This window comes from Streptomyces sp. CNX435 (assembly GCF_059570575.1).
On record NZ_JCANTA010000003.1, the window covers coordinates 1 to 20,439 of the forward strand.

The following is a 20,439-nucleotide window of genomic DNA, read 5'->3' on the forward strand; positions in this document are numbered from 1 at the left end:
CTTCTGCAACCACCCCTCCTTATACGCATCCGACGACAACCGGAACAAATTATGCAAACCCGTACGAGACGACGCCCAGATCGTCTTATGCGTATACCCACCCGAACCAGACACGTCATCACGCTTCTGATGCGGCTGCCCCCACTGCACCTTCCGCTTGTTCCGCCGCGACTCCGGCGCCACATACGCCTCGATCCCGATAATCGGCGTCACCCCCGCCGCCGACGCCTGCGCAAAGAAGTCATACGCCCCGTGCAGATTCCCGTGATCCGTCATCGCAATATGCGACATCCCCATCTCACGACACGCCGCGAACATATCCTTCAACCGCGCCGCCCCATCCAGCAGCGAATACTGCGTGTGCACATGCAGATGCGTAAAAGGCGGCTTGGCCACGACGGCTCCTCACACAACGGGACGTTGTCAGGAGCGCCATCAAATCCCCACGTCGATGCCTGTTTCAAACAACGGGCACGCTATCCTGAACAACCTGCCGTTGTAGCGGAAGAGATGCCTCAGCGCAGAGCGGCGAACGGGGCGACGGGATGGCGCGCGGCGACGTCGTACGTGCGGGACGATGGCGGCTCCCTCGCATCCGCGGCCGGACCTCGACGGTGACCGTTCGGATCCGGCCACGGCCGGTGAGATGCGTCGCCGCGTGTCGTCCGGTTGCTGGCGTTTCGCCCGGATCGTACGAGACCCGGGGCGCGGAGCCCGGTGCCGGACAGGCAACGATTCGGCCGCATCGGTCCCGGATGGGCCGATCCTTGCCTAGCCTCACGGGGTGGGGCCGGCCCCGGCGGGGGCCGTATCTCCGCGCCGTCCGAGGTGCCGGGCCGAACAGCGGCTGGAGTGGCGAGTAGCGCATGACCGACCGGAAGTTGCCGCATCACCGAACGCTGTACGCGCTGCCGTACCTGGTCATGGGCTGTGTCGCCGTCGTCGACGTCACCGCCGGACCCGGGGTCGGGTTCCTGCCCCTGGTCTCGCTGGGGCCGGCGTTCGCCGGCCTGGTCGGGGGCTGGCGGCGCACGGTGTTCGTGGGCGGGATCGCGCTGGTGCTGTGCGTCCTGCTCGGCATCTCCGACGTGATGTTCGAGTCCCGGCGCGGCTACGTCGCCCTGCTGTCCGTCGTCGGCGTCACGGTCGCCGCGCTGCTCGCGGTGCGGATGCGGCACCGCCGCGAGGAGGAGCTGGCCAGCGTGCGGTCGATCGCCGAGGTGGCGCAGCGCGTGCTGCTCCGGCCGGTGCCGCGCAGCGTGGGCCGGCTGCGCGCGGCGGTCTCGTACACCTCGGCCGTGGCGGAGGCGCGGATCGGCGGCGACCTGTACGAGGTGGTGATCTCGCCGGTGGGCGTCCGGCTGATCGTCGGGGACGTCCAGGGCAAGGGGTTGGAGGCGGTGGAGACCGCGGCGGTGGTGCTGAGCGCGTTCCGCGAGGCGGCGTATGACGAGGCGGACCTGACGGGCGTCGGAGAGCGGCTGGAACGGGCGCTGGACCGCCAGCTCGACGGCGAGAAGTTCGTCACCGCCATCCTCGCCGAGGTGGGCCCCGGCCCGGAGGTGACGCTGCTCAACTTCGGCCACCCCGCGCCGCTGGCGGTGCGCCAGGACGGCGACGTGCGCTATCTCGCGCCGCCGCAGCGGGCCTTACCGCTGGGTCTCGGGGAGCACGGCGTCGCCCGGCCGGAGCCGCACACGGCATGGTTCGCCCCCGGAGACCAACTGCTCTTCTACACCGACGGCGTCACCGAGGCCCGCGACCGCACGGGGGCCTTCTACCCGCTGGAGGAGCGGGCCGGGCTGTTGAAGGACCCCGATCCGGAGGGGGCGCTGACCGCGCTGCGCCAGGACGTGATCGAGCACGTACGGGCGCCGCTGCACGACGACGCGGCGATGCTGCTGCTGCGCTACCGCGGCGGGTGACGCGGCCTCACGCCGTGCGACGGGCGAGGCGCAGCTCGGTGAGGTAGCGCTTGACGATGCCGCCGTCGTGCCGCCCGTCGATCAGGCCGCCGATGCACTCCAGCAGCCCGTCGCGGGCCGGCCGGGGCAGCGCCCGGTGACCGGAGTACGTGCGGAGCAGGTCGAGGTACTCCGCGGTGGAGTACGGCAGTTCCCACTCGTGGCGGTGGAAGACCGGCGGCTCGAAGCGCTCCTCGCCGCCGAGGTCGTCACGGTCCTCGGGGATGGCGGACGCGGGCCGCAGGCGCAGGCCGGGCGGCGTCGCGGGGTCGAAGCGCTCGTAGCACTCCTGGACTTCGGCGAAGAAGTCCTCGCTGCCGCCTGCCACATGGTGGGTCCGGACGGTGGCCAGCACGCCGCCCGGGCGCAGCGCGTCCGCCGATTTCGGCACCCGGACCGCGGGGTCGACCCAGGCGAACGCGGTGGCGGCGAGCACGACGTCGTACGGCTCCGGCGGCAGCGGCCACTCCTCGAACCCGGCGTTCACGACGGCCACGTGCGGGAACCCGGCGAGGTTGCGGCGCGCCACCCGGGACATCTCCGCGCCCATTTCCACCGCGGTCACCCGGCACCCGCGCTCGGCCAGCGGCACGGTCGCCTGTCCGGTGCCGCAGCCGATCTCCAGCACCCGGCACCCGGGCCCGAGGCCGTCGGGGGCGGCGGTGGCGAGGTCGTCGTACATCGCCCGCGGGTAGCGGGGGCGGGCGCGGTCGTACAGCTCCGGCGCCTCGGTGAAGGTCCTGCGCAGTCGTTCGCGTTCGGTCTCTGTCACCGGCCCACCCTATGATCGGTTTCGCGACGGGGGCAGCACGGTTTTTCCGGTTATCCGGCATCCGCGACCGAGAGGAACGCCCTTGATCCGACGCGAGAGTTACTGCGGCGGCCGGCTGGTGAAGGAGGTCGAGCAGATGCGCGACGACCGCGTCCCGTCCGGTTTGCCGGGGCCGCGGATCGACGGGCCGGCGCTGTGGCTGCTGGACGGCGAGCGCGTGGAGCCCGCTGAGGCGGAGGCGTTCTGGGTCGTGTGGACTTCGGGCCGTCGCCCGCATCCGCTGGGTGAGACGGCGCGGAGCTGGCCCGCGATCGTGGTCGCGGGCGCCATCGTGCTGTGGGTGGTGACGCTGGTGCTGACGCAGTTCGAGTGAGGGCCGGGCGAGCACGGGGGGGCTCAGTCGTCCTCGTCGCGTTCGTCGTCCTCTCCCTGGTCGCGGCCGGCGCGGTCGCCGCCGCCGGGGCCGTGGCCGCCGGGATGGCGGTTGCCGGCGCCGGCGCCGCCGCGCTTCTCGCAGTAGTCGGCGAGGGCATCCTCGCCGCCGGCCGACCGGACGAGGCGGTTCCAGGACTTCTTGTCGCCCGCCTTCGACTCGCCGTCGTGCACCGCGTGGAACTTCTTGCACAGCCGCTCCACGGACGTGGCCTTCGCGCCCGGCCCGTCGCCGTGCCCGGAGCCGCCCGGCGCGGCGCCGTCGCCCGGCCGCCCGTCCGGCTCTCCGGCGCCGTCGGCACCGCCGCCGGGCTCCGCGCCCGTCCCGCCTGCCGTGCCGCGCGCGTCGCGCCTGCCTTCGGGTCTGTCCTCCGTCCGGCTGCCGCCCGCGGACGCGGCGCCCTCGTCGGCGTCGTCGCCGCCGGTGCGGTCGGGGCCGGCGGTGGCCGTCGGCGAGGTGGCGGGGCCGGGGGTCGTCTCCGGCGCGGCGGGGGCGCCGCGCAGGGCCGTTCCGGCCGCGAGGGCGACGCCGCCGAGGACGCAGCCGGCCGCGGTCACCGCGGCGGCGGTACGCAGGCGTCGCAGCCGCCGCGGCGCGGGGCGTACGGGGGCGGTGGCCGACGGGCCGGGCGCGAGCCGCACGACGGGCTCGGCCGCCCCCTGCCGCGGCGGCACCCGGCTCTCGCCGCGGGGCCGGGTGCCGTTCCGCGCGTGGTCGTTCGGCGACCGGCCGTTCACCGGGGGGCCGTTGCGGGCGGCACCGCCGGCGCCGGCGGACTCCGCGGCCCGTGCGGCGCGGAACGCGGCCAGCGCCGCCTGCTCTCCGGGGAGTTCGGTGCCGGGCACCGGGCGGCCGGCGCGGGCGGCGGTGTCCAGCAGCGCGGCCAGCCGCTCGGCGGCGTCCCGGTCGGCGGGCGGCAGCGCCGGGCCGGCGTCCAGCGGCTCGCCGTCGAGCAGCCGCTCGGCGGCGCGGAGGTCGAGCCAGTCGTTCCGGTCGTCGTCGCCCATCACATACCCCTGAGCATCCACGTGTCCGTGCAGGTGGCGTCGCCCGCCGGTTCGCCGGTCAGGCGGGCACCGGCCGCGGCCTCGCCGAGCTGGTCCGCGAGCCTGCGCACGCCGCGGTGGGCGGCGGAGCGGGCCGCCGCGGGGTTCGTACCGAGCACGTACGCGGCTCTCTCGGCGTCCAGCCCCACGATCGCCCGCAGCGCGACGGCGTCGGCCTCCTCGCGCGGCAGCCAGGCGATCAGGGCAAGGCTACGCCTCCCGTCCGGTCGCGCCGGGGCCCCGTCCGGATGCCGCCCTGGGTCCGGGGCGTCGGGCCGCCGCGGACCGCGGTCAGGCCGGCCGCGGCGGCGGCGCAGACGCGTCAGCGCCCGGGTACGGGCGATCCGGGCGCACCAGGCGCGAAAGCTCATGTCGTCGCCGCCGAACGCGTCGAGGTCGCGGGCGATCTCCTGCCACACGCCCGCGGTGACCTCCTCCGCGTCGCCGTCGCCGTCGGCGTCGCCGACGAGTGTGCCGACGTAGCGCAGCAGCCAGGGGTGCACCGTTCTGTACAGATTCACAAACGCGGTCTCGTCGCCGGCCTGAGCGGCGCGTATCGCCTCCGTGAGCGGGCCGTCAGCCTCCGTCATGCCGGGTCAGCCCGCCCGTGGCGCTCTGCTTCGGCGGGCACAAAACGGATCCATTCGGAATGCACCCCCCAGGTGCCGGTTTCGGGGGGCCGACCACGCCCTTCGCTGTCCGCCCGCGCGGAAGAGCACGCTACGGCCCGCCGCAGGATCCCGTCCAGTCCGCGCGCACGAGGCCACACTCCCGGGGGACATACGGGAGTTGTCGCACCGCACGGGGCGTGTGCGGGGCCGCCGCCCGGATGGTCACCGATCTTCGGCCGGCCGCCCGGGGCGCTCCCGGAGGCCGTCGAGGAGCTGGCGCACGAGGGTGGCCGCGAGGTCGTCGGCGAGCGGGCGGTGGCCGAAGAGCAGGCGGTGGTAGACGGGCGCGAAGAGCTGGTCGAGGGCGGCGGCCACGTCGGTGCCGGGGTGCAGTTCGCCGCGGGCCACGGCCTCGTGCAGCAGCCGGGCGCAGGCCGCGCGGCGGGGGCGTACCCACCGGTCCTCCAGCGCCGTACGGATGCCGGGGTCGGCCTGCGCGGCGGCGACGAGATCGGCGACCAGGCGGCCGGCGGGGGTGTCGCGGACGGCCCGGACGAGCGCGCCGACCTGGGCGGTGAGGGCGTCGGCGAGCGGCGCGCCGCCGCCGGCCGGTTCGGGCGGGGCGGCGGCGTCCGTGACGCCGGCCAGGCTGTCGAGCATCACGTGCCCGCGCGTGGGCCACCACTTGTAGACCGTCGACTTGCTGACCCGCGCCCGGGCGGCGATCGCCTCCATCGTGACCGCCCGCACCCCGCCGGAGACCAGCAGTTCGGCGGCGGCGGCGAGCACCGCGGACCTGGCCCGCTCGCTGCGCGGCCGGCCCCGCGGCGCGCGGGGCCCACCCGTTTCGCCCATGCCCGCCTCCGGCGTCCGCCTTATACTGAACGCACCGTACGATAAAGGGAAGGAGCACGTGTGACCAGCGTCCCGGTCCGCAGGCTCAACGACGGTACGAAGCTCCCCGCGCTGGGCCTCGGCACGTATCCGATGGACGACGCGCAGGCCGAGCGGGCGGTCGCGACCGCCCTGGAGTCCGGCTACCGGCTCGTCGACACCGCGCTCAACTACGGCAACGAGACCGGCACCGGCCGCGGCATCGCCCGCAGCGGCGTCCCGCGCCAGGACGTCGTCGTCACCACCAAGCTCCCCGGCCGCCACCACGGCTACGAGCAGACGCTCGCCTCCTTCGAGGAGTCCCGCAAGCGGCTCGGCGTGGGATACGTCGACCTGTACCTGATCCACTGGCCGCTGCCGCGCGTGGACCTGTACGTCGACTCCTGGCGCGCGATGATCAAGCTCCGCGAGGAGGACCTCGTCCGCTCCATCGGCGTCTCCAACTTCACCGTCGCCCAGCTGGACCGGCTGGAGCACGAGACCGGCGTGCTGCCGACGGTCAACCAGGTCGAGCTGCACCCGCACTTCCCGCAGGAGGAGCTGCGCGCGCACCACGCCGCCAAGGGCATCGTCACCCAGAGCTGGAGCCCGCTCGGCCGCGGCACCGACGTGCTGGCCGACCCGGGGATCGCCCGGGTGGCCGAGGCGCACGGCGTGACGCCCGCCCAGGCCGTGCTGCGCTGGCACGCGCAGCTCGACGCCGTTCCCGTACCGAAGTCCGCGGATCCCGTGCGGCAGCGCGAGAACCTCGACGTCTTCGGCTTCGAGCTGTCGGCCGCCGAGATGGCCGCGGTGGCCGGCCGGCCGCAGCACCGCGTGGGCGGCGATCCGGACGACCACGAGGAGTTCTGACCCGCGGTCCGTATCGACGGATCGCGGCGGTTCGTACGAGCGGCGACGCCGCACCGTAGCGCGCGGAGGATTCCCGAAGGTGAGAGCGGCAGTTCTGGGAACGGGCGTGATGGGCGCCGGCATGGCACGCTCGCTGCTCCGCGGCGGCGTCGAGGTGACCGTCTGGAACCGCACCCCGGAGCGGGCCGCACCGCTCGCCGACGACGGCGCGCGGGTCGCGGCGAGCGCGGCGGACGCGGTGCGCGACGCCGACGCGGTGCTCGTCGCGCTGTACGACGCGGCCTCGGTGCTCGGCGTCCTGGGCGACGCGCTGCCGGCGTCGCCGGAGGACGCCGTGTGGGTGCAGTCGGCGACGATCGGCCCGGACGCGACCCGCCGGGCCGGCGAACTCGCCGCCGCGGCGGGGCGCACGCTGGTGGAGGCCATGCTGCTGGGCACGAAGCAGCCCGCCGAGACCGGCCGGCTGACGCTGCTGACGGCGGGCGACCCGGCCGTCTTCGCCCGGATCGAGCCGCTGACCGCGGCCATCTCGGTGAAGTCGGTGTGGGCCGGCCCGGAGCTCGGCACGGGCACGGCGCTGAAGCTGGCGTGCAACGCCTGGATCGCCTCGATCACGGCGGCGTCGGCGCAGTCGCTGGCCCTGGCCGGGGCGCTCGGCCTGGATCCGAAGCTGTTCCTCGCGGCCATCGACGGCTCCGCCGCGGACTGCCGGTACGCGCACGTGAAGGGCGAGGGGATGCTCGCGGGGGTGTATGAGCCGCAGTTCGCGCTCGACGCCGCGCTGAAGGACATCGACCTCATCAGCGGCGCGGCCCGGGGCGCGGGCGTCGACACCGCGCTGCTGGGCGCGCTGCGGGCGCTGTACGCGCAGGCGTCCCGGGCGGGGCACGGGGGCGAGGACCTGGGCGCGGTGTACACGAGCTTCGGCGGGGCGGACGGCACGGGCGGCGCCGGCGACGCCGGCGGCACGGGCGGCACGGGCGACTGAGCGGCGGGCCGGACGGCGGCGGTACGGGCGGCGCGGGCGGCGGAGGGCGGGAAGGGCCCCGCACCGGCTGCCCGCCCGGCGGCACGGGGGCCGGTCCCGTACCGCCGGGTAGGTGTGCCGCGATCAGTCCGTGGCGCAGACCAGGTCGGCGGGCGCCGACAGCGTCGAGCTGCCCGTGCCCGTCATCCCCACGGTGACCGAGTTGCCGGTGGTGCCGGCGACCCGGTCCGCCGTGGTGCCGGAGACGGCGTAGCCGTCGTAGCCGGAGACGGCAACGTTGTCAGCGGCCGCTGACCAGCTCGGCGTCGCCGAGTCGTGGGTCGCGCCGGTGAGGGACGGAGTGCCGGGGCGGTGGGCGCCTCAGGTGTCGCCGCCCCCGCCGCCGTAGACGGTGGCCTCCTTCGCGGTGGCCACGATGCCGTTCTCGCCGTTGAAGAGGCGCTGGCCCCAGTCCGTCAGCGCCGCCGGGTCGAAGCCCGTGACCATGTCGAGGTACTCGACGCCGCCGCTGTTGCCGCTGTACGACCAGCCCAGGTAGCCGAGGCCCAGCTCCTGGGTGAGGCGCATGATGGCGTCCTCGTCGGGGTTGCCGTCGGAGTGGTTGTGCCCGAACTCGCCGACGGCGATGGGCAGTCCGGCCTCGGTGAAGGACGTCAGGTAGTCCTCGATCTCCGCCGCGGTGTCGTAGACGCCGTACATGTGGATCGAGAACAGCGTGTCGTCCTGCGGGTCGGAGTCGGCGACCGCGCTGGCGTTGCTGCGCATCGTGTTCGTCCAGTCCTGGCCCCAGTTGGGGGCGTCCACCATCAGGGTGTGCTGGAACCCGGCGGCGCGCAGCTTGCCGATGGCGCCCTGGGTGTCGGCGGTCCAGCGCTCGTAGCCCTGGTTGCCGTGCGGCTCGTTGCCGATGTTGACGATGACGTAGTCCTCCTGGCCGACGAGGGCGTCGCGGACGCTGATCCAGTAGTCGGCGGCGCGGTCGAGGGAGACGGCGGCGCCCTCCTCGCCGTAGCCGGTGGTGTCGTGGACCTCCAGCACGCAGATCAGGCGGTTGGCCTTGCACTGGCTGACAACGTTGTCAACGTCCGCAACGTCATTGCGCGTCCAGCGGTCGCCGGAGGACAGGACCACGCGCACGCTGTTCGCGCCCAATTGCTTGATCTCGCGCAGCGAGTCCAGCTCGCTGGCATACCAGGTGTGCGCATGGTTCACGCCGCGCAGGACGAAGTCATTGCCGTTGCCCTCCAGCAGCCGCCCGCCCTCGGTGTGCAGCCCGACGGCCGCGGCGGCGGGCTCGGCGGCGGGCTCGGCCTGGGCGCCGGGCCCGAACCCGGCGACGGCGGCGGCCAGGCCGAGCAGGGCGGCGAGCAGCATGCCTACGGTCCGGGTCCGCCCGCCGCGCCGGCGGCGTCCGGGGGCGGTGGGGGGTGTCGTTCTCGGTGCGCTCATGTGCGGCTCCTCGCGAGTCGGTCGAGACGGAAAATGGGAGCGCTCCCATGTATCCACTCCTGACACAGACGCGTCAAGCCCCGCGGCACGGGCCGTTGCCGCGGCGTTGCCCGTACGCACCGAACGGGCCCCGCGCCGTCGGTGGCAGCCGGTAGCGTTCCCGACCGGAACCACCGGGGCGATGGAGGAGCCGACTCATGCCGCAGCCGCCGGAGCACACCGCGGACGACGGGCCCGGCGGGCCGGGCGCCGGGCCCGCCGACCTGGTGGTCGAGGGCTGCACCGCGCTGGTCCACGACGCCGCCGGCGAGGTCGCGTTCGCCGAGGACGCCGGGATCGTCATCCGGGCCGGCACGATCGCGGCGGTGACCTCCGCCGCCGAGGCGGCGCGGGTGCCGGCGGCGGAGCGTATCGACGCCCGTGGCCAGGTCGCGATGCCGGGCCTGGTCAACTGCCACACGCACGCGCCGATGGTCTTCCTGCGCGGTTTCGCCGAGGACGTGCCGGTCGAGGAGTGGTTCAACGACTGGATCTGGCCGGTGGAGAGCAACCTCACCGACCGGGACGTCGAGTTGGGCGCGCTGCTGGCCTGCGCCGAGATGATCCGCGGCGGGGTGACCACGTTCGCCGACCACTACTTCGCCATGGACCGGGTGGCCGACGCGGCCGAATCCGCCGGGCTGCGCGCCGTGCTCGGCCTGGCGTACTTCTCCTCCCAGGGCGCGGAAGGCCGCGAGGCGTCGCTGGAGTTCGCGCTGCGCCGGGCCGGGGACGCGGGCGGACGGATCACGACGTGCCTGGCGCCGCACGCGCCGTACACCGTGACGGACGCCGACCTGGAGGCCACGGCCCGGCTCGCGCGGGAGCACGGACTGCTCGTCCATCTGCACGCCGCGGAGAACCGGGAGCAGACCGAGACCAGCGTCGCCCGGCACGGCCGTACGCCCGTCGAGGTGCTGCAGCGCTGCGGTCTGCTCGACACCGACGTGCTGATCGCGCACGGCACCGGGCTGACGGAGGCCGACATCGCCCTGCTGGGCCGGGCGCCGGGCGCCGGGGTGGCGACCGCGCCACGCGGCTATCTGAAGTTCGGCTGGGATCCCACGCCGGTGCGCGCGCTGCGTGCGGCCGGTGTCCCGGTGGGCCTGGCGACCGACGGGGCCGCGTCCAACAACACCCTCGACGTCTGGGAGAGCATGGCGCTCACCGCGCTGGTGCAGAAGTCCGCGGAGCGGGACGCCACCTGGGCCACCGCCCGCCAGGTGCTGCACCACGCGACGATCCAGAGCGCGCAAGTCGTCGGCCTCGGCGACCGGGTGGGCTCGCTGGCGCCCGGCCGGCGGGCCGACCTGATCCTGGTGGACCTCACCGGCCCGCACACCCAGCCCGTGCACGACCTCGCCGCCACCCTGGTACACAGCGCCCGCGCCGGCGACGTGCGCACGACCGTCGTCGACGGCCGGGTCCTCATGCGCGACCGGCGGCTGCTGACGGTCGACGTGGCGGAGGTCGCGGCCGAACTCGCCCCGCGCCTCGCGGCGCTGACCGAGCGCGGCCACGGCCGCCGCATCCAGAGCTACGACACGTGAGCCCGCCGGCGCCCGGCCCGCGGGCCGGCGGGCTCACGGCCTCCCGGTCTACTCCGCGGCGTCGGGCGTGGTGACGCGCACGTAGTCGACGATGAGCTGCTGCGGGAAGACGGTGCTGCCGTCGGGGTCGCCCGGCCAGTAGCCGCCGACCGCGAGGTTCAGGATGAGGAAGAACGGCTTGTCGAAGACCCACTGCTTGCCGCCGAGGTCCGCGGGCGTGCGCGTCTGGTAGACGGTGCCGTCGACCGACCAGGTGATCTCGTTGGGCGACCAGTCGATGGCGAAGGTGTGGAAGCCGTCGGCGAACGCCTCGCCGCCCGGCAGCGAGTAGCCGGCGCCGATGCCTCCGGAGCCGGAGTAGTCGGGCCCGTGGATCGTGCCGTGCACGGTGCTCGGCTCGAAGCCGACGTTCTCCATCACGTCGATCTCGCCGCTGGCCGGCCAGCCGACCTGGCCGATGTCGTCGCCGAGCATCCAGAACGCCGGCCACATCCCCTGCCCACGCGGCACCTTCATCCGCGCCTCGACGTGGCCGTACGTGGTGGTGAACCTGCCGGAGGTGTTGAGCCGGGCGGAGGTGTACTCGCACCGGCCGTACCAGCACTGGTAGTCGCCGGGGTTCTCCTTGCGCGCGGTGATGACGAGGTTGCCCTCGCCGTCCAGCGCGGCGTTGGCGCTGCCCGGCGTGTAGTACTGCCGCTCGTGGTTGTTGACGTTGTCGCCCGTCTCGATCAGCCACTTGCCGTCGTCGACGGCGGAACCTGCGGGTCCGTCGAAGTTGTCTTCGAAGGTCACCGCCTCGATGCCGTCCGGCGCGGCGCCCGCGGAGCCGGGCGTCCAGCTCAGCCCGGCGCAGACCGCCGCGAGTAGCAGGACGGCGGGCGTACGGCGACGCCGTTTGCCGTGTGATGTCATGAATGTGCGCCTCGATCCTCTGGTGGGGGTTGCCGACCGCGGGAACGCCTCGGGTGCCGGGACGTCCCGACTGGTCAGCAGCCGGGTATCGAGCTTGGTCCAGACCTGGTTCGGTGCGAAAGTGAACTCCTTTGCGCGGGCGCAGTCAATGGATCCCGCGGATCCCGCCGCGTTCAGTTCTCGAAGCCAACCCTCGGCGCTCGGGGCCCGAAACCACGCCCGATGCCCAAGCGGGCACCGAACGGGCACGAGTCCCGGCCGGGGCGGGCACGCGCGGTGGGCGCCCGGGGCGGGCAATGCCCGCCTCCCAGCGGCGATGGGGTGGGGAGAACGGGCACATTCGGTCATGACGTGTTCTGCATCAAGCCTGGCCGGTGGGGTGGGCCGCGGGTAGAAATGCCTTTGTCAAGCCCGAACGGGCATGGCTTCGCCCTCCGAACAACACCCCCCACAGCCAAACCGCGAAGGCAGGTGGTCATCGTGGACGGAGAAGAACGCCGGCGGGTCATCCTGGAGACCGCCCGGCGCGCCGGAAAGGTGGACGTCGCCAAGCTGGCCGCCGACCTGGGCGTGTCGCGCGAGACCGTGCGGCGCGACCTGACGCACCTGGAGGACCACGGACTGGTCCGGCGCACGCACGGCGGGGCCTACCCCGTGGAGAGCGCGGGGTTCGAGACCACGCTCGCGTACCGCACGACCATGCACGTACCGGAGAAGTCCCGGATCGCCACCGCGGCGGCGGAGCTTCTCGGTGACGCGGAGACGGTCTTCATCGACGAGGGCTTCAACCCCCAGCTCATCGCCGAGGCGCTGCCGCGTCCCCACCCGCTGACCGTCGTCACGGCCTCGCTCGCCACCGCGAGCGCCCTGGCCGGGGACGACCGGGTCACGGTGCTCCTGCTCGGCGGCCGGGTGCGCGGCGGCACCCTGGCCACCGTGGACCACTGGACGACGAGGATGCTCGCCGGCTTCGTCATCGACCTGGCGTACGTCGGCGCGAACGGCATCTCCCGCGCGTACGGGCTGACCACGCCGGACCCGGCGGTCAGCGAGGTGAAGGCGCAGGCGATGCGCGTCGCCCGGCGGAAGGTCTTCGCCGGGATCCACACGAAGTTCGGCGCGGTGAGCTTCTGCCGCTTCGCGGAGGTCTCGGAGTTCGACGTGATCGTCACCGACACCGGGCTGCCGGCCGCCGAAGCCCACCGCTACTCGCTACTGGGCCCGCAGGTCATCCGGACCTGACCCGCCCGGCACCGGCCCGTAGCCGGCATCCCGTAACCCCTCCCACCACCCACACCCCATATCCGCGCAGGTCACGCCCCCCGGACGAGAAGCAACCCGGGTGGCCCGGCTCCGTACGCCTCGAATCCCTCCCCCGACCCTCCTTGGGAGCTTGCGATGCTCACTCCAACCCGCAGCAAGCGCACCATCCGCGCCCTCGTACCCGTGGCCACCGCCGCGGCCCTGCTCGCCGCCTGCAGCGGCGCGGGGGGCGGCGGCAGCTCCGGGGGCGACGACTCCGTCAACGTCGTCATGGTCAACAACCCGCAGATGGTGGAACTCCAGAAGCTCACGGCCAAGCACTTCACGAAGAAGACCGGCATCGAGGTGAACTTCACCGTGCTGCCGGAGAACGAGGTCCGCGACAAGATCAGCCAGGACTTCGCCAACCAGGCGGGCCAGTACGACGTCGCCACCATCAGCAACTTCGAGGTCCCCTTCTACGCCGAGAACGACTGGCTGCTGCCGCTGGACGAATACGCCGCGGACGACGCGAAGTTCGACCAGGAGGACGTCCTCGCCCCGATGCGCGAGTCGCTGACGGCCGAGGACGGCAAGCTGTACGCCGAGCCGTTCTACGGCGAGTCGTCGTTCCTCATGTACCGCAAGGACGTCTTCGCCGAGCACGGCCTGAAGATGCCCGCCAAGCCCACCTGGCAGGAGGTCGCCGACCTCGCCGCCGAGGCCGACGGCGCGGAGCCCGGCATGAAGGGCATCTGCCTGCGCGGCCTGCCCGGCTGGGGCGAGGTCATCGCGCCGCTCACGACGGTGGTCAACACCATGGGCGGCACCTGGTTCGACGAGAACTGGGAGGCACGGCTGGACTCGCCGGAGTTCACCGAGGCGGTGAAGTTCTACGTCGACCTGGTACGTGAGCACGGCGAGGCCGGCGCGGCCCAGTCGGGGTACGCCGAGTGCCTGAACAACCTCACCCAGGGCAAGACCGCCATGTGGTACGACGCCACCGCGGCCACCGGCTCGCTGGAGGCGGAGGACTCCCCCGTCCGCGGCAAGATCGGCTACGCGCCGGCGCCGGTGGACAAGACGGAGAACTCCGGGTGGCTGTACACCTGGGCGTGGGGCGTGCAGAAGGCCTCGGAACGGCCCGAGAGCGCCTGGAAGTTCATCTCGTGGGCGTCGAGCAAGGAGTACGAGGAGCTGGTCGGCAAGGAGCTGGGCTGGGCCAACGCGCCCGCCGGCAAGCGTGCGTCGACGTACTCCAACCCGGACTACCTCAAGGCCGCCGACTCCTTCGCCGACATCACCCGTGCGGCGATCGAGGGCGCCGACCCGCGCAACCCGGGCACCCAGCCGCGGCCCGCGCCCGGCATCCAGTTCGTCGGCATCCCCGAGTTCTCCGACCTGGGCACCAAGGTCTCCCAGGAGATCAGCTCGGCCATCGCGGGTAAGCAGTCCGTCGATGACGCGCTGGCGAACTCCCAGGAACTGGCCGAGGAGGTAGGCGGGGAGTACCAGGACCGATGAGTGCCCCGACCGCCGTACGCACCGTACGCACCGCCCCCCGCGCGGGCCGGCCGGCACCCCGCCGGCCGGGCCGCCGGGCCCGGGCCTGGGCCACCCGCGCGCCGCTGCTGCCGGCCCTGGTGTTCCTGATCGCGGTCACCCAGCTGCCGTTCGTGGCGACGCTGGTGATCTCCCTCTTCGACTGGAACTCCCTGCGCCCGGACGACCGCAGCTTCACCGGGCTGGACAACTACAGCAAGGTGGCGAGCGACGAGAGCCTGCGCGAGTCGGTGGTCACCACGGCGGTGCTGACCGCCGCGGTCGTCCTCGTCAGCGTCGTGCTCGGGCTGCTCATCGCGCTGCTGCTGGACCGGACGTTCCCCGGCCGGGGCCTGGTGCGCACCCTGCTCATCGCGCCGTTCCTGCTGGTGCCGGTGGCGGCCGCGCTGCTGTGGAAGCACGCGCTCTACAACCCCGAGTACGGCCTGTTCAACGGCGCCCTCACCTGGGTCGCGGAGCTGTTCGGCGACGACACGCCGCCGCAGCCGGACTGGGTGTCGGACATGCCGCTGATGGCCGTCGAGGCCGCGCTGATCTGGCAGTGGACGCCGTTCATGATGCTGATCCTGCTGGCCGGGCTGCAGAGCCGGCCGACGGAGATGGTCGAGGCCGCCAAGCTGGACGGCGCCTCGGGCTTCCAGATCTTCCGCTACCTCACGCTGCCGCACCTGCGCCGCTACCTGGAGCTGGGCGTGCTGCTCGGCTCGGTGTACATCGTGCAGAACTTCGACGCGGTGTTCACCATCACCTCGGGCGGGCTGGGCACCGCCAACCTGCCGTACACGATCTACCAGACCTTCTACCAGGCGCACGAGTACGGGCTGGCCTCGGCCGCCGGCGTGCTCGTCGTCATCGGCTCCATCGTCATCGCGACCTTCGCGCTGCGCGTCGTGTCGTCCCTGTTCCGGGAGGAGGTGTCCCGCGCATGAGCACGACCGTGACGGCCACGGCCCCGAAGCCGGGCCGCACCGGCCGCACCACCCGCGCCGCGCAGCCGCCCGCGCTGCGCAGTGCCCGGCGCCGCAGCGCCGGACTCGGGCTGCTGGCCTGGCTCGTCGGACTGGCGTTCTTCCTGCCCGTGGCGTGGATGGTGCTGACGTCGCTGCACGCGGAGTCGGACGCCGCCGCCAACCCGCCCGCGGTCGCCGCGTCGCTCACGCTCGACGGCTACCGCACGTTCTTCGGCTCCGGCGGCGGCCCCAGCCCGTGGCCCGCGCTGATCAACTCGGCGATGGCGAGCGTGTTCTCGACCGTGCTGGTGCTCGCGCTGGCGCTGCCGGCCGCGTACGCGCTGTCCATCCGGCGCGTCAAACGCTGGACCGACGTGCTGTTCTTCTTCCTGTCCACCAAGATGCTGCCGGTCGTCGCCGGGCTCCTCCCGATCTACCTGTTCGCCAAGAACACCGGGATGCTCGACAACATCTGGCTGCTCGTCCTGCTGTACACGTCGATGAACCTGCCGATCGCGGTGTGGATGCTGCAGTCGTTCCTCGCCGACATCCCCGTCTCGATCGTCGAGGCCGCCCAGATCGACGGCGCCCGGCTGACCACCGTGCTGACCCGGGTGATCGCCCCGGTCGCCGGGCCCGGCATCGCCGCCACCTCGCTGATCTGCTTCATCTTCAGCTGGAACGAGATGCTGTTCGCCCGGGTGCTCACGGGGGTGACGGCGGAGACCGCCCCCGTCTTCCTCACCCGCTTCATCACCAGTCAGGGGCTCTTCCTCGCCCAGGTCTGCGCCGCCTCCGTCGTCATCTCCCTCCCGGTGCTGGCCGCCGGGTTCGCCGCCCAGGACAAGCTGGTCCAGGGCCTGTCCCTAGGAGCAGTCAAATGAGGGCCGCCGTCATCGAAGCCCCCGGCACGGTCACCGTGACCGACGTTCCCGATCCCGTCCCCGGCCCCCGCGAGGTCGTGGTGGACGTCGCGGCGTGCGGGCTGTGCGGGACCGACCTGCACATCCTGCAGGGCGAGTTCGCGCCCACGCTGCCGGTGGTGCCGGGCCACGAGTTCGCGGGCGAGGTCGTCGGCACCGGCCGCGACGTCACCGAGCTGGCGGTGGGCGACCGGGTCGCCGTCGACCCGTCGCTGTACTGCCACGAGTGCCGCCACTGCCGTACGGGCCACGGGAACCTGTGCGACCGGTGGGGCGCCATCGGCGTCACCGTCGCCGGCGGGGCGGCTGAGTACGCGCTCGCGCCGGTCGCCAACTGCGTGCGGCTGCCGGACCACGTACGCACCCAGGACGCGGCGCTGATCGAGCCGCTGTCGTGCGCGGTGCGCGGCTACGACGTGCTCCACAGCAGGCTCGCCGCGCACGTGCTGATCTACGGCACGGGCACGATGGGACTGATGATGCTGGAGCTGGCCAAGCGGACCGGCGCGGCGTCGGTTGACGTCGTCGACGTCAACCCCGAGCGGCTGGCCACCGCGCAGAAGGTGGGCTGCAGCCGCGCGGCGGCCTCGCCGGAGGAGTTCGGGCAGCCGCAGGGCTGGGACGTCGTCATCGACGCCACCGGCAACGCGGCGGCCATCCAGGACGGCCTGGGCCGGGTCGCGAAGGCGGGTACCTACCTGCAGTTCGGTGTCGCGGACTACGCGACGACGGCCACCATCGAGCCGTACCGCATCTACAACCAGGAGATCACCATCACCGGCTCGATGGCCGTACTGCACAGCTACGAGCGGGCCGCGGAGCTGTTCGCCGCCGACGTGCTCGACCCCGAGCTGCTCATCAGCGACCGGCTGCCGCTGGAGCAGTACCCGCGCGCGCTGGAGCAGTTCGCGGCCGGGAAGGGCCGGAAGATCGTGGTGGTGCCGTAACTCCCGGGCGGGCGTGGGCGCCGGGTGTGAGACGGGTCTCAGGCGGCGCTCATAAATGCCGATTCAGTACGCTACGCCCCCGGTTGCCCGCTGGCAGACTGAGCCGTTGTCAGCAGACCCCGCCACGCCACGGAAGGACGGCGAGGAAAGGTGGCCATGATTGACCGCACGGCTTGCGGTCGGTGGCACGACGCCGCCGGCGCCCCCCGGTGCGCGGGCGGCGGCGCCGCCCCCGGTCCCGCGGTGACCGGCGGCTCGGTCCCGCCGCAGGAGCCCGGACCGGCGGTGCCGGGGCCGGACCCGCGGGACGTGGAGCTGTTCGCCGAGGGCCGGGCGGCGTACGCGGACCCGGCCCCGTACGCACTCGCCGCCCCGGACGGCGACACGGTGGCGCACACCGTCGTCCCCGGCCGGGCCCGGCACGGCCGGGGACGGCGTCGGCGCCCGCCCCGCGCACGGCTCGCGGCCCTCGCGGCGGCCGGGGTGGCGGCGCTCTCCGGCGGGCTGCTCGCGGCGAACGTGCTCGGCGGGAACGGGACACCCGACGGCACCCGCGCCGACGAGCGTCCCGACGCCCCGCTCGGGCCGCTGCCGTCGAACGCCCCCGGCACCCACGACTCGTCGCCGGCGACCAGCCCGCCGGTGGAGCAACGGGCGGAGGCACCGGACCGCGCGCAGCGCTCCCGGCCCTCCACGGCGCCGCCGACCACTCGGACGGCGGACCCGACGACGCCGGCGCCCAGCCCGAGCCGCAGCTCCGCGGAGCCGAGCAGCCCGTCATCGACCGCCTCGTCGCGGGCGACGGTGTCGGCGCCGAGCGGCACGCCCTCCGCCTCGCAGTCCTCCTCCCCCGCGGAATCGCCCACCCCGACGCCCACCGACAGCACGAGCGAGGAGGGCGAGCCGGAGCGCACGCCCCACACGCCCACGGAGCGCGCGGGCAGGTAACGCCCGTACGCCTCGCTCGCACGGGCGATGCCGGCAGGGGCACGGGCCGTCGCCGCTCCCGCCGGCCCGCCGCGCCCGCGCAGATGCGCGACGGGCCGGCGAGGGCGAGATTGGGGGCATGGCCAGTGCCCACTCCGGCGCGCCCCTCGACGGCCGGCTCGACGCGCTGCTGCTCGGCGTGCTCTTCTCCCAGGCGCGTTCCGCCCTGCTGGTCTTCGACGCCGAGCTGCGCCTGCTGCGCGCCAACGCCTCCGCGCGACGGCTCCCGGGAGTCCCGGACGAGGAGCCCGGCGCGGACGGCGGCCGTACGGAGCCCGGGGAGCCCGCGGCGCCGGTGGCGCCCGCCGGCGCCCCGGCCGCCCGGGACGTGGGAGCGGTCGCGGACGGGGCCGAGCTGGAGCGGCTGCTGCGGCACGTGCTCACGACCGGTGCCCCGGTACGGAACGTGCGGATGCCCGGCGGCGACGGCGGTGCCCGGGAGCTGTCGGTCTCCGCGTACCCGCTGGCGGACGACGGCGCCGCCCCCGTGGGCGCGCTCGCCCATATCCGCGACATCACCGACCGCAAGCGCTCCCGCTCCCGGCTGGAGCTGCTGTACACCGCGGAGGCGCGCATCGGGGCGCTGCTCGACGTCGGCCGGGTGGCGCGGGAGCTGGCGGCGGTCGTCGTGCCGGCGCTGGCCGACGCGGTGGTGGTCGACATCGCCGACGCGGTGTGGCGTGGCGAGCGGTCGGCCCCCGGGCCGGGGGCGGAGGAGCTGGCCCTGCGGCGGGCGGGGGTGGCGCCTCCGGCGCCCGGCGCGGGGCGCGGGGTTGGCGCCCTGGTGCACTACCCGTACGCCTCACCGCAGTCCAGCGCGCTGACGGACCTGCGCCCGCGGCTCATCCAGGACCCGCCGTACCCCGGCTCCGCGGACGGTACGGAACCGGGCACAGAGGGACCCGTACCCGGGCCCGACGGCGCGAACGGCGTCGAGCGCCCCGCGATCGCCGACGCGGACCTGCCCGGAGCCGCGGCCGGCGCCCACTCCCTGATCCTCGTCCCGCTCACCGCCCGCGGCACGCTCCTCGGCCTCGTCAGCCTCTACCGCTCCGAGCGCCCCACCCGTTTCGACGACGCCGACCTGCGGCTGGCCACCGAGGTCGCCGAGGTGGCGGCGGTGAGCCTCGACAACGCCCGTCGGCAGACCCGCACCCGCACCACCGCCTCCGCCCTGCAGCGCAGCCTGCTGCCCGCGCAGCTGCCGGAGAACAGCGCGATCGAGGCCGGCCTCGCGTACGTCCCCGGCACTTTCCCCGGCACCGGGGGCGCGGGCGGCGACTGGTTCGACGTCATCGGGCTGTCCGGCGCCCGCGTGGCGCTGGTGGTGGGCGACGTGACCGGCACGGGGCTGCACGCCGCGGCCACCATGGGCCGGCTGCGTTCGGGGATCGGCACCATGGCCGGCCTCGACCTGCCGCCCGACGAGTTGCTGACCCATCTGGACGCCCTGGTGTCCCGGCTCATGGAGGATCCGCCCGACCCGTTCGCGGATCCGGCACCGGACCGGTCGGCGCCCGCCGCGACCTGCGTCTACGCCGTCCACGACCCCATCGCCATGCGGGTGACGCTGGCGCTGGCGGGGCATCCGAAGCCGGTCGTCGTCCGGCCCGACGGCGGTACGCAGGTCGTGGACGCGGCGACCGGGCCGCCGCTGGGCAGCGGCTCCGGCACGTTCCAGAGCACCGAGCTGGACCTGCCCGAGGGCAGCCTCCTCGCGCTCTACACCAACGGCCTGCTGCCCGACCGGCCCGAGGATTCGCTCCCCCGCCTGCGCCGCGTGCTGGCCCACCCGGACCGCCCGGTACAGGACCTGTGCGACGCCGCCGTACGGGACCTGCTGCCCGCCCGCCCGAACGACGACGCGGTGCTGCTCGCGGCCCGGCTGCGGACGCTGCCGCCGGACCACGTGGTCTCCGTACGGCTGCCGGTGGAGACCTCGGCGCTCTCCGACGCCCGCGACCTCGTGCGTCGGCGGCTCACGGAGTGGGGGCTGCGGGAGTTGACGCTGCCGACCGAGCTGATCGTCAGCGAGCTGCTCGCCAACGCGGTCCGGCACGCCCCGGGCCCCATCGGGCTCAAGCTCATCCGCCAGTCGGTCCTGACCTGCGAGGTCTCCGACACCAGCCACGCCGCGCCGCATCTGCGGCACGCCACGAGCAACGACGAGGGCGGTCGCGGGCTGTTCCTGGTCGCCCAGTTGGCACACCGCTGGGGGGTCCGCTACAGCCCCCGCGGCAAGGTCGTCTGGACCGAGCAGGAAATCCCGGACAGTTGAGCAATTTGTGACGTGGCTCACACCACCTCCTCTCTG

At 73.9% G+C, this 20,439-nt stretch carries 20 protein-coding genes; 13 read left to right on the forward strand and 7 right to left on the reverse strand.

Going from position 1 to position 20,439, the window contains the following annotated elements:
- A partial coding sequence (locus T328_RS06485; RefSeq protein WP_496494918.1) for a PHP domain-containing protein occupies nucleotides 1-396 on the reverse strand: 396 nt, incomplete at its 3' end.
- Nucleotides 397-866: 470 nt separating this feature from the next.
- On the opposite strand from T328_RS06485, the gene T328_RS06490 reads away from it, so the two are divergent.
- Nucleotides 867-1,925, forward strand: coding sequence for a PP2C family protein-serine/threonine phosphatase (locus T328_RS06490; RefSeq protein ID WP_496494919.1), 1,059 nt, complete (start codon nucleotides 867-869; stop codon nucleotides 1,923-1,925).
- 7 nt (nucleotides 1,926-1,932) lie between these two features.
- On the opposite strand, the gene T328_RS06495 is transcribed toward T328_RS06490, so the two are convergent.
- The gene (locus T328_RS06495; RefSeq protein WP_496494920.1) at nucleotides 1,933-2,736 is read right to left on the reverse strand and encodes a class I SAM-dependent methyltransferase; all 804 of its coding nucleotides are present in this window, start codon (nucleotides 2,734-2,736) and stop codon (nucleotides 1,933-1,935) included.
- Between the two features lie 82 nt (nucleotides 2,737-2,818).
- Here T328_RS06495 and T328_RS06500 point away from each other — a divergent pair, with 82 nt between their 5' ends.
- A complete protein-coding gene (locus tag T328_RS06500; RefSeq protein ID WP_496494921.1) occupies nucleotides 2,819-3,109 on the forward strand; it encodes a hypothetical protein in 291 nt (96 codons plus the stop codon).
- Nucleotides 3,110-3,132: 23 nt separating this feature from the next.
- Here the strand turns inward: T328_RS06500 and T328_RS06505 are convergent, their stop codons facing one another.
- The 3 genes from T328_RS06505 to T328_RS06515 all read right to left on the reverse strand — a co-directional run bounded on the left by T328_RS06505 (nucleotide 3,133) and on the right by T328_RS06515 (nucleotide 5,681).
- Nucleotides 3,133-4,176 carry a hypothetical protein gene (locus T328_RS06505; RefSeq protein ID WP_496494922.1) on the reverse strand — a complete coding sequence of 348 codons (1,044 nt, stop codon included), beginning with the start codon at nucleotides 4,174-4,176 and terminating at the stop codon, nucleotides 3,133-3,135.
- Nucleotides 4,176-4,805 carry an RNA polymerase sigma factor gene (locus T328_RS06510; protein ID WP_496494923.1) on the reverse strand — a complete coding sequence of 210 codons (630 nt, stop codon included), beginning with the start codon at nucleotides 4,803-4,805 and terminating at the stop codon, nucleotides 4,176-4,178. Before T328_RS06510 ends, T328_RS06505 begins: the two co-directional genes overlap by 1 nt.
- Nucleotides 4,806-5,048: 243 nt before the next feature.
- Complete coding sequence (locus T328_RS06515; protein WP_496494924.1) at nucleotides 5,049-5,681, reverse strand: TetR/AcrR family transcriptional regulator; 633 nt, start codon at nucleotides 5,679-5,681, stop codon at nucleotides 5,049-5,051.
- Nucleotides 5,682-5,741: 60 nt separating this feature from the next.
- Here T328_RS06515 and T328_RS06520 point away from each other — a divergent pair, with 60 nt between their 5' ends.
- The 3 genes from T328_RS06520 to T328_RS06530 all read left to right on the forward strand — a co-directional run bounded on the left by T328_RS06520 (nucleotide 5,742) and on the right by T328_RS06530 (nucleotide 7,813).
- On the forward strand, nucleotides 5,742-6,572 hold the full coding sequence (locus T328_RS06520) for an aldo/keto reductase (protein WP_496494925.1): 831 nt from the start codon (nucleotides 5,742-5,744) through the stop codon (nucleotides 6,570-6,572).
- Nucleotides 6,573-6,651: 79 nt separating this feature from the next.
- The gene (locus T328_RS06525; protein WP_496494926.1) at nucleotides 6,652-7,560 is read left to right on the forward strand and encodes an NAD(P)-dependent oxidoreductase; all 909 of its coding nucleotides are present in this window, start codon (nucleotides 6,652-6,654) and stop codon (nucleotides 7,558-7,560) included.
- Between the two features lie 130 nt (nucleotides 7,561-7,690).
- On the forward strand, nucleotides 7,691-7,813 hold the full coding sequence (locus tag T328_RS06530) for a hypothetical protein (protein WP_496494927.1): 123 nt from the start codon (nucleotides 7,691-7,693) through the stop codon (nucleotides 7,811-7,813).
- A 107-nt stretch (nucleotides 7,814-7,920) separates the two neighbouring features.
- On the opposite strand, the gene T328_RS06535 is transcribed toward T328_RS06530, so the two are convergent.
- Nucleotides 7,921-9,009, reverse strand: a complete 1,089-nt coding sequence (locus T328_RS06535; protein WP_496494928.1) for a glycoside hydrolase family 5 protein — start codon at nucleotides 9,007-9,009, stop codon at nucleotides 7,921-7,923.
- A gap of 197 nt (nucleotides 9,010-9,206) precedes the next feature.
- Here T328_RS06535 and T328_RS06540 point away from each other — a divergent pair, with 197 nt between their 5' ends.
- Complete coding sequence (locus T328_RS06540; RefSeq protein ID WP_496494929.1) at nucleotides 9,207-10,598, forward strand: amidohydrolase; 1,392 nt, start codon at nucleotides 9,207-9,209, stop codon at nucleotides 10,596-10,598.
- Between the two features lie 48 nt (nucleotides 10,599-10,646).
- Here the strand turns inward: T328_RS06540 and T328_RS06545 are convergent, their stop codons facing one another.
- The gene (locus tag T328_RS06545; RefSeq protein ID WP_496494930.1) at nucleotides 10,647-11,513 is read right to left on the reverse strand and encodes a glycoside hydrolase family 16 protein; all 867 of its coding nucleotides are present in this window, start codon (nucleotides 11,511-11,513) and stop codon (nucleotides 10,647-10,649) included.
- Between the two features lie 480 nt (nucleotides 11,514-11,993).
- On the opposite strand from T328_RS06545, the gene T328_RS06550 reads away from it, so the two are divergent.
- The 7 genes from T328_RS06550 to T328_RS06580 all read left to right on the forward strand — a co-directional run bounded on the left by T328_RS06550 (nucleotide 11,994) and on the right by T328_RS06580 (nucleotide 20,403).
- Nucleotides 11,994-12,755 carry a DeoR/GlpR family DNA-binding transcription regulator gene (locus T328_RS06550; RefSeq protein ID WP_496494931.1) on the forward strand — a complete coding sequence of 254 codons (762 nt, stop codon included), beginning with the start codon at nucleotides 11,994-11,996 and terminating at the stop codon, nucleotides 12,753-12,755.
- Between the two features lie 156 nt (nucleotides 12,756-12,911).
- The gene (locus tag T328_RS06555) at nucleotides 12,912-14,279 is read left to right on the forward strand and encodes an ABC transporter substrate-binding protein (RefSeq protein ID WP_496494932.1); all 1,368 of its coding nucleotides are present in this window, start codon (nucleotides 12,912-12,914) and stop codon (nucleotides 14,277-14,279) included.
- The gene (locus T328_RS06560; protein WP_496494933.1) at nucleotides 14,276-15,247 is read left to right on the forward strand and encodes a carbohydrate ABC transporter permease; all 972 of its coding nucleotides are present in this window, start codon (nucleotides 14,276-14,278) and stop codon (nucleotides 15,245-15,247) included. Before T328_RS06555 ends, T328_RS06560 begins: the two co-directional genes overlap by 4 nt.
- Nucleotides 15,244-16,152, forward strand: a complete 909-nt coding sequence (locus tag T328_RS06565) for a carbohydrate ABC transporter permease (RefSeq protein WP_496494934.1) — start codon at nucleotides 15,244-15,246, stop codon at nucleotides 16,150-16,152. Before T328_RS06560 ends, T328_RS06565 begins: the two co-directional genes overlap by 4 nt.
- Nucleotides 16,149-17,138 (forward strand): zinc-dependent alcohol dehydrogenase family protein, encoded by a 990-nt coding sequence (locus T328_RS06570; RefSeq protein ID WP_496494935.1) that lies wholly within the window; start codon nucleotides 16,149-16,151, stop codon nucleotides 17,136-17,138. The genes T328_RS06565 and T328_RS06570 overlap by 4 nt, the downstream gene beginning before the upstream one ends.
- Nucleotides 17,139-17,294: 156 nt before the next feature.
- A complete protein-coding gene (locus T328_RS06575) occupies nucleotides 17,295-18,086 on the forward strand; it encodes a hypothetical protein (RefSeq protein ID WP_496494936.1) in 792 nt (263 codons plus the stop codon).
- 118 nt (nucleotides 18,087-18,204) lie between these two features.
- Nucleotides 18,205-20,403: a SpoIIE family protein phosphatase gene (locus T328_RS06580; RefSeq protein ID WP_496494937.1), complete on the forward strand. Its 2,199-nt coding sequence runs from the start codon at nucleotides 18,205-18,207 to the stop codon at nucleotides 20,401-20,403.
- The last annotated feature ends 36 nt before the right edge of the window (nucleotides 20,404-20,439 follow it).